9 protein-coding genes are annotated in these 14,048 nt (G+C 41.1%); 5 read left to right on the top strand and 4 right to left on the bottom strand.

The annotated features are described in order from the left end of the window. Window positions 1-191: 191 nt before the first annotated feature. The 3 genes from A0128_RS03570 to A0128_RS03560 are packed head-to-tail and all read left to right on the top strand — an operon-like array spanning window position 192 to window position 2,968. Window positions 192-713 carry an RNA polymerase sigma factor gene (locus tag A0128_RS03570; RefSeq protein ID WP_069606267.1) on the top strand — a complete coding sequence of 174 codons (522 nt, stop codon included), beginning with the start codon at window positions 192-194 and terminating at the stop codon, window positions 711-713. A 2-nt stretch (window positions 714-715) separates the two neighbouring features. Next, window positions 716-2,002: a hypothetical protein gene (locus tag A0128_RS03565; RefSeq protein WP_069606266.1), complete on the top strand. Its 1,287-nt coding sequence runs from the start codon at window positions 716-718 to the stop codon at window positions 2,000-2,002. Between the two features lie 12 nt (window positions 2,003-2,014). After that, on the top strand, window positions 2,015-2,968 hold the full coding sequence (locus A0128_RS03560; RefSeq protein ID WP_069606265.1) for a hypothetical protein: 954 nt from the start codon (window positions 2,015-2,017) through the stop codon (window positions 2,966-2,968). Window positions 2,969-2,972: 4 nt separating this feature from the next. Here A0128_RS03560 and dinB read toward each other — a convergent pair whose 3' ends face one another. From dinB to ompL47, 3 genes are all read right to left on the bottom strand, one after another. Next, entirely contained in the window at window positions 2,973-4,061 is a 1,089-nt protein-coding gene (gene dinB / locus A0128_RS03555; protein ID WP_069606264.1) for a DNA polymerase IV, read from the bottom strand. Window positions 4,062-4,110: 49 nt separating this feature from the next. Next, complete coding sequence (locus tag A0128_RS03550; protein WP_069609084.1) at window positions 4,111-4,842, bottom strand: ComF family protein; 732 nt, start codon at window positions 4,840-4,842, stop codon at window positions 4,111-4,113. 89 nt (window positions 4,843-4,931) lie between these two features. Further along, window positions 4,932-6,017, bottom strand: a complete 1,086-nt coding sequence (gene ompL47, locus A0128_RS03545; RefSeq protein ID WP_069606263.1) for a multi-beta-barrel domain surface protein OmpL47 — start codon at window positions 6,015-6,017, stop codon at window positions 4,932-4,934. Between the two features lie 86 nt (window positions 6,018-6,103). On the opposite strand from ompL47, the gene A0128_RS03540 reads away from it, so the two are divergent. Beyond that, window positions 6,104-6,781 carry a flagellar filament outer layer protein FlaA gene (locus tag A0128_RS03540; protein ID WP_069606262.1) on the top strand — a complete coding sequence of 226 codons (678 nt, stop codon included), beginning with the start codon at window positions 6,104-6,106 and terminating at the stop codon, window positions 6,779-6,781. Window positions 6,782-7,537: 756 nt separating this feature from the next. Here the strand turns inward: A0128_RS03540 and A0128_RS03530 are convergent. Next, complete coding sequence (locus tag A0128_RS03530; RefSeq protein ID WP_069606260.1) at window positions 7,538-9,919, bottom strand: PAS domain-containing sensor histidine kinase; 2,382 nt, start codon at window positions 9,917-9,919, stop codon at window positions 7,538-7,540. A 620-nt stretch (window positions 9,920-10,539) separates the two neighbouring features. Here A0128_RS03530 and A0128_RS03525 point away from each other — a divergent pair. Next, window positions 10,540-14,040 (top strand): response regulator, encoded by a 3,501-nt coding sequence (locus A0128_RS03525; protein ID WP_069606259.1) that lies wholly within the window; start codon window positions 10,540-10,542, stop codon window positions 14,038-14,040. Window positions 14,041-14,048 lie beyond the last annotated feature (8 nt).

The following is a 14,048-nucleotide window of genomic DNA, read 5'->3' as shown; positions in this document are numbered from 1 at the left end:
TATGACTCGATCAAACAACATCCATTCTATGATCTTACAAATCAGAGTCTTTCATTGAGGACAAATGGATGAAAGAAATACAAGAGAATCTAAAAATTAAACTTACGATTTTTACTTCGCCATTTTATCCATTTTGTTTTCGTCTATCTTATGTATGTTTTTCTTTTGTATTTTCCAATTGAAAGGTTAAAATGAAGTTAAGTCAAGATCACGATTTTTCTCTGTTTTATGAAAAATACAAAGACGCGATTTACAAGGTAATTCGATTTCTTTCCACGGATCCGAACGAAGTCGAAGACATTGCGCAGGAAGTTTTTATCAATCTCTATCGCGGTTTCCCCGGGTATTCAGAGGAAAAGGGAAGCTTTTATACCTGGGCGTCGGCAATCGCAAAGAATACATATTTTACGTATCGGAAAAACCGGAAAAAGGAATTGATCCTGGAAGAAAATGCTTCATTAGAATCGCTTCGAGTGAAAGATGATTTTATTCAGGATTTGGAAACTAAAATTTTAGAGGAAGAATTGAGAGAAATCATATCTTCCTTACCGGAACCTGAAAAAAGCATCATTCTTTTGAAAGAATTTAACAATTACACTTTGGAGAAAACCTCGCAGGCGTTGAACATTTCTTCCAGAACGGTCAGTAGAAAATTGTTAAAGGCTTTGGATCTGCTCCGAGAAGAATTAGAAAGAAGAAAAGTGGCTCTATAAAGATGGAAAGAAAAGATCTATTAGAAGAATTCGAAGACCTAATGTCTTTAGCCCTTTTCGGCGAAATCACCGATGAGCAGAAAGTAGAGTTGCATCGTATCATCGATCAAGATTCGTCCTTGAAAGAACGATACGAAAACTATATCAAAATGCAGGAAGGTCTCAAACTTCACAAGAAGGCGCTTTCCAGGTCCGTATTCGAAAATCAAAATGTTTCCTCTCCGGAAACGTTCGCAAAAAAACTCTTTCACAATCGAGTTCTCCTTTTAGCCGCAATCATTCCGTTGATCGTTTCAATTTATTTGATTCTAAGATTTCAAATTCCAGAAGAACGGGATTCCGTTTCCATCCATACCTTGGGAGCTTGTGATTCGCAAAGTCTCACCGCTGACTGGATCCAATTGGATGAAAATTCCTTTTGCGACGTTGAAGTCATCCGGTCTCAAGGAAATATTCATTTTAGAATTTTTCCAAATTCGAAAGTAAGAATTTTACATCTTCCCAAAACGAACGATCCAAAAGAATCCTTGTCTTTGTTTTTTGAAAAAGGAAGTTTTTTGTTAAACGAAGTCATTCATTCTTCGGGTAAAACAAAACTCTATTGGAACGGAACTCAAATCGAATTACTGGGAACAAAAGTTCTGATTGAAGATTCAAAAAACGGTCGAAGTCTCAAAGTTTGGAACGGCTCCGTTTCCGTTCGTTCCGGTGTTCGATATATTCTCCCATTCTTACTTTCGGATCCGAAGGACTTGATTCAAATCTTAGGCGAAGAAAACAAAGAATTGTTAAACGACATCAAAACGGATATCATCTCGGATTCACTTCTGGAAACACAATCGATCGACTTTCCAAAAGATTCTAAAATTTTTGTTTCCCCCGATAACGGATTCAACGAGGATAAAAAAAGAATTCAAACGGAACTACTACAAATTCAAAACATTCTTAAATCCCGTCTCAAACAAAACAAAACCACGAAGTTTACTCCGGAGAATCTAAACGATTTAGAAAAAATTTCACAGACTTTGGGAAATCCTCAAATTCAAGAATCCAAAAAAGAAATTCAAGAACCTCTCAAAATTGATCAAAAAGAAAAATCTTCTGTGATAGAGGAAACGCCGGAATCCAAAAAGGAAGAGCCGGTTCGACTCGGCAACAAGACGATCAAACTAAAGGACGGATCGGAGTTAAAAGGAAATCTCATTCAATATGAGAATCAGTATGTTCTTGAGATCGACGGCAAAAAAAGAGTCATCAAAGCCGAAGACGTGGAATCCATTTCATTTTAAAGCGACGTCTTTATGAGAGATTTTTTCCTTTCGCAGTGGATTCGAATTCTTGCTTGGATCCTGTTTTTACTTCTAATCGCGGCTCCCAAGTTGATCTTTGGGAATTCGGTGATCTTAAAAGACGGTTCCGTTTTAAAGAATGTAAAATCTACATTAAAAGAAGATCATGTTCTTGTGGAAGATGAATTTGGAAACGTGGAGAAGATCGATCTCCAACTCGTAGAAAAAATCCTCGTTTCCGAAGTAAAAAAGGGAGAAACCTCCAATCCGAAAGATTTTAAAAAATTCTATTTTTCCCTGATCGGGTCTCAATGGAGTTCCCGTATTTCAGAACCCATGGATCTAAACCGCCACTACACTCTGACGGATCTCGTTACGACCGCCCTTTATATCGATCCGTATCTGGAAAAAAAATATTCAGTAAAAGTACAATCGATCGCCTTACAAGGAGAATACCGCCGCAATCCGAACCTCGGTTTTTCTCTCGCATTAGAACATAACAATTTTATATTTCCGGAAACGGGAGTTTCAACCTTCGCAGCAATCGCGACCAACGCAAGTTTGAACGCTTTGCCTGAATATCAAACGTTAGCCGCCACATCGACGTTGGCTCAGAATTTCAATACCGATTCCAGCGGATACAAGGGGAACAAACAATCCAGTTCAAGGTTTACCGTTTCCACACTTTCTCTTTTACCGAGCGTGAAATATTATGTTTCGATTACAGATTCGATCGTTTGGTTTGCCCAGTTGGGAGTCGGGATCGGAAAGAGTTACAATAGCGGAATCTATTCAAAACAACTGGTTTACGAAACTGCTTTGATCGGAACCGGTTTGCAAGTGGACTTCAAATCGTATTTTTTCAATCTCACGGTTCAATATAGAAAGACTTATCTGAACGCATCCGTCCATTCGTATCAATTCAGCGAACCCCTGGTGCTACTTGGATTTGGAATCAAAATTTAGAATATTATAAAAATGGAAATAAGCTCGGTTCTTCTTCGGCCGCGTTCGGATGAGAAAGGCTGATTCCTAAAAGTCGAATCGCTTTGTTCGCAACTAACTTTCCGTTTTTTGTTTCAATAAATTCTTCCAAAAGCGAAGAGGCTGTGTTGAAAAGATCCTCCTCTGAAAAAATCATCTCGGGGAGAGTTTTGGATCTCGTTTTCAAAGTAAAATCATAAAACTTGATTTTCAGAGTGAGAGTCCTACCGGAAAAATCCCGTTTTTTCAAACGTCTTTCCACTTCTCCAGCGACGTATTTGAGCTGATTGAAAAGATCTTCTTTTTCAATTCGATCTTGATCAAATGTGATTTCGGCCCCGAGGGATTTTCTTTCTCTGGACGACTCGACTTCCCGGTCGTCTTCTCCTCTCGAAATTTTATAATAATAGATCCCCATCTTTCCAAAGTGTTGAACGAGTTCTTCGATACTTTTGGTGCGAAGATCTTTTCCAGTGCGGATTCCCAATTCTTCCATTTTCTGAGCCGTTACTTTTCCGACCCCGTGAAAGCTACTCACCGGCAGAGGTTCGATAAACGAAACCACGTCTTCCGGTAAAACGACGGTCAGCCCGTCGGGTTTGTTTTTTTCGGAAGCCAACTTGGCGATGAACTTCGAATTTCCGACTCCGGCAGAAGCGGTAAGATTCGTTCGTTTTAGGATTTCACTTCGAATTTCTTTAGCGATGGTGACTGCGTAGGGAATATTCTTTTTATTGAATGTAACATCCAGATAACCTTCGTCCAGAGACAACATCTCGACTCGATCGGTATATTCTAAAAAGATTTCTTTGATTTGTCTCGAGACTTCCTTGTAGGCTTCGAAACGAGGAAAGACAAAAATCGCCTGCGGAGCCAACTGTGCAGCCCTGGAACAAGGCATCGCGGAACGAATGCCGAACTTTCTCGCTTCATAGGATGCCGCGGCGACCACGGATCGACTTCCCGGAGGTCCTCCTACAACCAAGGCCTTTCCCTTGTATTCGGGAAAGTCCCTCTGTTCTACGGAAGCGTAAAAGGCATCCATATCCACATGAATGATTTTTCGTGGTTCCATCTTTAGCTGAGGTCAAGTTATAGCATACTAAACATTTGTAACCTACTTTTTAGATCCGACTTTTCCCCACGGTTCGAATTAAGGTCAACACTCGAACCGACTCGGCTCCATTTTCCAAAAGAATTCTCGCGAGTTCGTTTGCCGAAGCTCCGGTCGTAAATACGTCGTCCAAGAGAAGATAATTTCCCTTTAGCTTTCCTTTATACTCCTCTTTGATTTGAAACGCAAGCCTTGCGTGAATAAATCGATCGGCGTAACTTTTACCGGCCTGTTTTTCACGGCTGATCTTTGCGATAGGATCGATTCGAGGAAGAGGAAGAATGTTTCGCAATCTTTTCAAAGCGAAATCACAGGATTCAAAAGGCCGTGTTCTTTTTCTCAGATACCATCTCGTTTCTGTGGAAGGCATAACGATGATTCCCGAAAACGAAATTTTTTTCCAAGAAGCGAGTTCCCTCTTCATTCCAAGACAAAGATAAACTGAAAGCAGATAGACGGATTGAAACTTGACATAGTTGATGACCTTCGCCAAAAACGGGGTTCTGCTTCTTAAGAATTTTAATTCTTCAAAAAAGAGATTTCGGGAAGAACAAAAGGAGCATTCAATTCCTAAATTCCATTCTTTGCAAATCCCGCATTCCGTTCCGCGACCCGTTTCCGGATTTCGGTTATCGTAATGACAGAGTTTACAAACTCCGAACTTGGAAGAAAAGAAATCGTGTCTTCCGCAGAATTCGCAAGAAGAAGGAAGAAATAGATCTAAGAATTTCCATATTCCCATATCCTTTACGGTTCCGGGAAGAATACGGAGACAATAAAAAAGCCCGGAAAAATCCGGGCTTTTTTGCAAACGGTAAGATTTTTTAATTCTTACTTTTTAGCAGGAGCAGGAGTTGTAGTCGCCGGCTTCGCCGCTGGTTGAGGCTGAGGCGCAGGTTGAGTGTTGCTGTTAGAGCTTGCTTCCACCTTACGAATCTGAGTAGTCGGAGGATTTACATCCACGGAAAAGCTAACTTTTTTGGTTTCGCTTTCGTTTCCAACATTATCAACCGCTTTTGCTTCGATCGTGTGTTCGCCTTGAGAGTCGATCACAATCGATTCTGCATAAGGAACGAAATCAGTAGCATTGTCTACTTTGATCAGAATTCTTTTGATTCCGGATTGTCCGTCGATCGCTTTGATAGTGAAAGAGTTTCCTTTTCTGGAATATGTTTTTCCGTCGATGATTACAAGAGGAGTATTTCCTTGAATTTCAACTTCCGGTTTTACGTCGTCCAGAGTTACAACGAGAATCGCTTCTGATGTAGAATTCCCGGAATTGTCCACTGCGGAATACTTGATCAGATTGACGCCGGCTTTTTCAAGTTTGATAGGCTGGTTGTCATAAGTTTTCAAATCTCCACCGTTGATGGAATACTTTACTTCTTTCACGCCGGAAAGACCGTCGATTGCAGTGATTGTATAAGTTACGTTCTTAGAACCGAAATTGTATCCTTCCAGATTGTAGAGAATTTCACTCGGAGCGATTTTGATACTTGGCGCGGTGTTATCCACTACGACAACAAGAGCCTTTGCAGGTTCTTTGTTTCCAGCTTTATCCACAGCTCTATAAGTAAGGCGGTTTACACCTTCTTTCAGAATTGCAATCGGAGAAGTATATTTCGCGTAATCAGCGTCGCCGATCTTGTATTCGATATAATCTACTGTGCTGGAATCGTCTTTTGCGGAAATTTCAAAAGAACTTTTAGAGTTCACGTAAAGATCTGCATTCTTTACTTCATCACTTTGAGTGTTTTCCGCAGTTTTAGTGGTAGCCGCAGGTGCGGACGCCTCTGTTTGCCCCTTAGTAGTTGCCTGAGGGGTAGAATTTTCGTCCAGATCTTCCTGAGCTACGAGAGCCACGGAAAAGGACATTAAAAAAGCGATTGCGAGTCTTGCGAGATAAGAACCCTTCATTTTACACTCCTATGAATTAGGTTAATTAGTTTTTTGACGATATTCGGATAGTGGAAACCTTTGGAAGGAGCGTGTCAACTGATTCTATGAAAAAAAAATCCTTCCTCTCAATGAGAATGACCGAGATTCAAAATTACGTTCTCTTAGTGATGCTTCTTTTTTTCAAATTGTCCAATCCGGTGGACGCTCAAGAAAAATCGCCCGCCGAAATTTGGAAACAAGTAGTCGTCGAGGATTTTGAAACCAAAGAATGGAATACGAAGAATCTAAAGACTCGTTTGGCGAAAGAATATTTTCCGGACATAAGAACTTCCTCTCTTTTACTCAGTCCCGAGCGGAATTCATCCAAAAGTCTTCTGTTAGAAGTGCCGGCGGAGAAGAATCAATCCTTTGAAATCCTCTGGGAATCTCCTTGGAGGACGCGAGGTTTTGTTCAGGAATTCCAGTTTCACGTCTATTCCTCCGGCTCCGGCGCTTCACTTTACGTTTTGCTAAGGGATTCTACTTTAGAAGTTAAGAAAATACTAATTACCCATCTCAGCTTTGAAGGTTGGAAAAAAATCAAACTCAACGTGGTGAGAAAAATCAGACAAGACGATATCGTTTTTACAAAACAAGCTCCGGTAGAATTTTTAGGACTTCTCTACGAAGCTCCTTTTGAGATGAAACGTGGAACCAGAGATCTATTTGCAATCGACGATATTCTCGCGATCATCAGGGATAAGAATCGAATGTTTCCGAACGATAGAACCTTAGTTCGCTAAAACGGAACCGATTCTTATAAAAGAAGAATGTTTTAGTCCTTTGTCCCTCCTGCGACCTCATTTTTTTCCGGAAATTACATTCCTTTTTTTTAATGTATTATCTAAAACGAAATTCGAAGAAGGGATTCTTTTTCGAAACAAAATCGTTTCAAAGTTTCAAATTTCCCGTTTTCTAACAGATCGAAATCAAACATCCCGCCCGGGATAGCTAACCCATTGGTTGAGAGGAACTGCAAGGAGAATTGTCCGACAAGTAAGGGTTTTGTAGGAGTTCCTACACGGAGATTTTTGCTTGCGAAAAGTATGATTTTCTGATAGAAGAAAGTTTCCGGAATTTTTCCCGCCACCTCTCCTCCTCCACCCAATCAGGGCGGGGCTCGCGAGTTTCACAGAAAGGTTGTCGGAGTTCCGACAGATTCTTCTTAAAATTTCAGCCAACTTATAGGTAAGGTTATTCCCCGGGTCGGAATGAAAGTCTGATTTGGAGCCGGTTCGAAACTCTAAACATGCGGGAACTCTTCGCGCATTTTGAATAAAAAAGAACAATGAGAACTTTTACAAAAAATCAATGAGACGCAATTTGTGGGAACTCACACGGATCGATTAGAATTTTATAAACCGGATTCTTTTTCATTCGAGGAATTCGGATAAACTTTTAGATCTTTATGGGGCGGTATCTATTTGCGAAGGAAGGGTAAGAAAAAACTGTTCGATAAAAAAATTCGAACGATCCAAAAACACACGTTCGGTTGCGATCTACGCAATTGGAAGACGGACAAAGAATTTGGTTCCCGACGGAGAAGTTTCAAAACGAATGGCCCCCCCGTGGGTTTCGATGATTCTTCGGGCAATATCCAAACCGAGGCCGGAGCCTTCTCCTTGCGCCTTCGTAGTAAAAAAAGGTTCGAAGATTCGATCCTGCACTTCCATCGGAATCCCCGGCCCTGAATCGGAGACGGACACTTCCACTTCGTTTTCGCCGCTTCTTCTGATCGCGATCCCAAGAATCCCCTTAAAAGACATCGCTTGCACGGCGTTATAGATGAGGTTCGTCCAGACATGAATGAGGTCGTCCGCATAACCTTGAATAGGTGGAACATCCTCGTATTCTTTATGGATTTCCACTCCGGTCTTCAATTGATTTTGATAGATTGTAAGGACCGTCTCTATACTTTCCGAAAGAATCACGGATGTTTTCAGTCCCTCCGAACCGAAATGAGAAAATTTTCTAAGAGCAAAAACGACTTTCGAAGTCCGATTCACCGACATATCGATCAACTTTGAACTTTTCGCAGCTTGAATCTCTTCCATAGCAAAACTTAAAAGAATCGTAATGTGTTTACCGGAAAATAATTTCGGAAATTCCTCCAACGAGTTTTCCAAACCCGATTCAACTAAATCTTGAGCGATCGAATGTGCATTTTCGATTTTCCTTTCTTTCAGCTTCGCTTCCAATTCTTTGATCCGAGAACGCGCTTCCTTAGGAGGAATGATTTCTTGATCTTTTTTCCCCTTATTCATAAAGGAAAAAAGCTCCTTTAAAACTGAAATATCCAAACCTTGAATGAGATCGGAATGTCTGGACAATCTATCTGTAGAATGTTCGAAATAATTCTGAATCGAGTCGTTAGCCGCCTTGATGACCCCGATCGGATTGTTGATCTCATGCGCGATCCCCGCGACTAACTGTCCTAAGGCGGCCATTTTTTCGGAAACGATAAGCTGACTCTGAGTTTTTTTTAAGTTCTGGAGAATCTCCTCCAATTCTTGTTTTTGCTTTTCAATCAGTTCTTTTTGATCCGAGATTTCCTTATTCAATCTTCGTAATGCTTCGGCTTCTTTTTTCTCGGAGATGTCTTTTACTAGATTGATTACGCAGAGTTTGCCGCTGATTTCAGCAAACATACTGTAACATTCCGCATGGATGGTCCTCCCATCCTTAGCTTGCAGAATCAATTCTTGATCCAGAAGAATTCTTTCTTGAACCAATCTTTCCAGATAAGCCTTTCTTACTTTCGGATCGGGCCAAATATTCAACTCGGTGCTCGTTCTTCCGATCGACTCCTCCCTTGAATAACCGAAAAGATTCACAAAGCTATCGTTGACTTCTATGTATCTTCCTTCTTCCACCGTCGAGATCGTCGTCGAAATCGGACTCAGAGTAAACACTTTAGAATAGATCTCTTGTGTGGGTCGTAACGCTTCTTCGGCTAAATGTTTTTCAGTAATATCCTGAGCGGTTCCGAATTCGATAAACGGATTTCCGAATCTACCGTTTACAAGGAGAAAACGATTTTTTCCGTCCACCCTTCTGATTTGATAAACGAACTCAATGGAATAGTTCGGTTCTTCCTTATGAGTTAAACTTTCCGCGAGAATGGTAAGAAGTTTTGACCTATCCTCTTCCACAACATAGGATTCCAAAAAGGAGGAAAAAGAGATATTTATAGACTCGGTAGCATTCATATCACCCAAAAGAAACTGATACTCTTTTGTCAGAGTCAGTTCCAACGTCTGAGTATCCAAACTCCAAGCTCCCAATTTCGCATAACGTTGAATATCGGATAATTCCTTTTTTACTTTGGTAAAGCCGAGCAACGTGTATCTCATCAAAATCGCGACGAGAACAAACGCGGCGATTTCTCCCATAAGAACCGACCAAGGCCCCGTCGGATTCTCCACAGTTTGAATGATCCCATTTTGAATCAGATATTCGCTAAAGATCGCCAAAGTAATGGAAAGAGTCGCGTAAAAATACACGGCTCTGGTTCCGAGGAGAAGCGCCGAAATTAAAATCAAAATAAGACTGAATGGAAACACTACCGTTTGAGTCGCTCCTTCTCGAAACATAATTCCGAAAGTGGCGAGCCATTCGATTCCGATCATGATATGAGCCGCGAGTAGAATCCTTCCGGTTTTTGCAACTACGTGACAGATAAAAACGGCGAGAGGAATGAGATAGGCGGCGATGTAAACGGCCTTAGGTTTTTCGGCGAGGATCGGATGTAGAATTCGATAACTCAGAGCCACCGTTAAACAAGCGATCATGATTCCATACATGAGCTTTACGGAAAAATCTTTCTCTGTATCGGAAAAGACCGGAGGCCTTAAAAAAGAAGGTATTTTCAACTGAATCATGATTTTAGGGGAATCGGGGCACCATTTTTGCACGAAATCATATGGAAGCAAAGCGTGATTTATATAAAATTTATTTTTTTAAAAATATCTCGCATCATTTCCGATTATTTTCTATATTTCTAAAGCGAAAGGATTAAGATTTTTAAATCGACGAAAATAAAAATAGGAACATAACGGAAAACGATTTTAAATCACTCCCGCAGGCATATAAGAATACCGGAGAATTCTTAGAAGTAAATTCAATTTTTTGAATATTCTTACTTAAATTCGAAGAATCTTTTTTTCGCAGCGGATCTTGAAATTTTTTGACTTAGGAGATACCAGGCATTAAATTTAATCGTTTCTGCAAAACGGAAAGCGATAGAATTCTCGGATTAAAAAAGGTCGGAAAGGAGCTTGATTTTGACATAAATTGAACAAAAAGGAATTAAAAGAAGCTCGAGACCGATTCTTATTTATAGATCAAAATTGAGACTCGCCTTCTTTTTTATGTAAGAATCTTCTTCGATTCGAAATCCCCTGCAAAGAGAATTAATTTTCATTTGACTTGGAATTTTTTTTCTCGTTTATAGAATCCTCGATCCTTATCCTCCGAGTCTCATCCGTCAAAATCTACGTATATGCCAAATTCCCTGGAACAGGAACTACATCTCTGGATTCAAAAAGATTCTACACTCTTTGATTGGATTCAAAATCGAGCGTTAGACGGATTGTGGATTTTAGATTTAGAATCAGAGAAGAATTTTTGGTGTGACAGAAGATTTTTAAGAACCCTCGATTACGAACCGTCTTTCGAAAATCACGGCTCTATCTTGACCCAAGAAACGATCCGAGAAATGGATCAACTCGCCGGCAAAGTCAAAAAAGGTAATTCTACCGAAACCGATGGGCTTTTTTCCTTTCGATCAAAATCAAACCTCACTCTCCTTAAGAGCCATATAAAAATTCTCCGTAACGAAGAAGGCATCGCCTACTTATTATTAGGCGGAGTAGACGATTCGGAAAAAATTCTAAAAACGAAAACCTCCGAAAATTTAAACGAATACTTTCGATCGATTTTGGACGCCTTACCCGCTCTCATCGGTTACTGGGACGCGAACCTAATAAACCGGTTTGCAAACGAAGCGTATCTTCAATGGTTTGGAATGGCGCCCCAGGATATTTTAGGAAAACATATTCGTGAAATTTTAGGAGAATCACTCTACGAACAAAATCTTCCCTACATCGAAAATGTGCTCCAAGGAAAGGAACAAAGTTTTGAAAGAACAATTCCGATGCCGGAAGGTAAACCCGCTAAAAAGACAATCGCCCAATACATCCCGGATATAAAAGACGGAAAACTTGCCGGTTTTTTTGTGATCGTTAACGATATAACCTCGATCAAACAAACCACCGAACTTTTGCGAAAGAGCGAGATCGAGTTAAACACTCTTTTTGAATCCCTTCCAGTCGGCGTAACCTTATTAAATCATAATCACGATGTGGTCAAAATCAATCCGGCGCTGGGACAGATCCTTTCGATCGATAATGAAAGATTGGAAAAGGGATATTATAAAAACAGAATTTACTATAAAGCAGACGGGACCCGTTACAGCTTGGAAGAACTTCCGAGTTACAAAGCAAGAACCAAAAATTACGTCGTCAAAGACGAGGTTGTCGGGATTCAAATCGAAAACGGATCGGTTATCTGGACAAAAGTAACGGCCCTACCTCTCGATCTCCCGGATTATTCCGTTATGATTCTTACTTACGATATCACAGAGAGTAAAAATTTTGAGAGCGAGTTGATAAAAGCCAAGGGACTTTTGGAACAAACGAGCAAACTTGTCAGGATCGGAGCCTGGGACGCTGACTTAAAAACGGGGATAGGCACTTGGTCCTCTGTTACAAAAGAAATGCACGAGGTTCCGGCCGACTTCGTACCTACGATCGAGCACGGACTTCGATTCGTAAAAGAAGGAGAAAGCAGAACAAAAGTAAGCGAGGCGGTCGAAAAACTAATCACGAACGGAATCCCATACGATATCGAAATGCAATTGGTTACCGCAAAAGGAAACGAACTCTGGGTACGTTCCGTAGCCAACGCGGAATTTGAAAACGGAATCTGTATAAGAATCTACGGAGCCATATACGACATCGACGAGAGAAAAAAAACCGAGATCGCCCTCTTTATGGAAAGATCCAGATTACTCGCTTTCGTCGAACACGCGCCTGCCGCAGTTGCGATGCTCGATACCGAAATCAAATACATCGCAGTCAGTGAAAGATGGCTCGCGGAATATCATCTCCAAGGTCGAGACATCTTAGGCTTATCTCATTACGAAGTATTTCCAAACATTTCTCAAGAATGGAAAGAGACACATCAAAGATGTCTTTCCGGAGAAGTTCTAAAGAACGACGAAGACGTCTGGAGACCCGCAGGCTGGGAACAGGATCAATATCTGAGATGGGAGGTTCGGCCTTGGTATCAATTGGACGGAACGATCGGAGGAATCATGATGTTCACTCAGGATATCACCGAAAGTTGTCAGCAAAGGGAAGAACTCAAAAAAGCAAAGATAGTCGCAGAAAGAGCGAGCAGCGCAAAATCCGAATTTTTGGCGAACATGAGCCACGAGATCAGAACACCTCTCAACGGAATCATAGGATTTACGGACTTGTTACTCAGAACGAATTTAGACGCGACTCAACATCAGTATATGATGACCGTTTATCAATCCGCCGGATCGTTGCTCGACGTCATCAACGATATATTAGATTTTTCTAAAATTGAAGCCGGAAAATTAGAACTCTCCTATGAGATGACCGACGTTCTGGAATTGGGAAGCCAAGTCGTAAATACGATCAAATTTCAGGCTCACAAAAAGAATTTGGAATTGCTCGTAAATATATATCCTTCGGTTCCAAAATTCGTAAACACGGATAATGTTCGTTTAAAACAGATCATCGTAAATCTTTTTAGCAACGCGATCAAATTTACGGAAGAAGGCGAGATCGAATTTAAAATCGAAGTCCTCGAGAAAGTCTCCGAAAAGGAATCCGTTCTCCGATTTTCAGTAAGTGATACAGGAATCGGAATCGCCCAAGAAAATCAAAAAAGAATTTTCGACGCATTCTCTCAAGAAGACGCCTCGACTACGAGAAGATTCGGCGGAACAGGTTTGGGACTTACGATTTCGAATCAAATTCTTGCGATGATGAAAAGCAAGTTGGAGTTAGAAAGTAAGATCGGAGTCGGAAGCACTTTTTTCTTCGATCTCAAAATGGAAATCTTAGAATCAAACCAAACAAATCAATGGCCCCGGTTTGAAACCGTCAAAAATATATTGATCGTGGACGATAACGATAACAATCGAAAAATTTTGGAAGAGATGTTAAAGTTATCGAATATTCCCTGCGAACTAGTAAGGAGCGGGACCGAAGCGATTGAAAAGATTTCTTCCGGAAATCGTTACGACTTCGTCTTGTTGGATTACCACATGCCTTTTATGGACGGAATAGAAACCGCAAAAATCATACGTCAGAAACTAGACGTTCCGGCGGAAGAACAACCTATCATTCTGTTGAGCAGCGCCTCCGACGATTCCAGTACGATCGAAGAATCTCAGGCGATCGGAATTCAAGAAGTGATCACAAAACCGATATATATCCGCGAACTCTACGATCTGATCGGAAGAAACCAGATTCTTAAAAAACCTTATTCGCAAAAAAGCGAAATCAAAACAGGAGAGGCAACTCCCGCAATTCGGAAGGCTGTTAAAATTTTGATCGCCGAGGACAACCCCGTCAACATGCTTCTCACCAAAAGTATCATCGCGAGAATTCTTCCCGCCGCAAAAATCGTAGAGGCGGGCAACGGACTCGAGGCGGTCGAACAAAACTTAAAGTCGATGCCGGATCTGATTTTTATGGATATCCAAATGCCGGAGATGAACGGATACGAAGCCGCGCTCGCAATTCGAGGTTTGGAAATGGAGCGAAGGGTTCCGATCATCGCGCTCACCGCGGGAATCGTATCCGGAGAAAGAGAAAAATGTATCGAAGCCGGAATGGACGACTACGTAAGCAAACCCGCGGTCCAAGCCGATTTTACCAAGGTCATCTTAAAGTGGTTGGCGTAGACAAAACA

Source organism: Leptospira tipperaryensis (assembly GCF_001729245.1).
GTDB lineage: Bacteria > Spirochaetota > Leptospiria > Leptospirales > Leptospiraceae > Leptospira > Leptospira tipperaryensis.
Note: the sequence above shows the minus strand (reverse complement) of the source record. Positions and strands in the feature narration are given on the sequence as shown.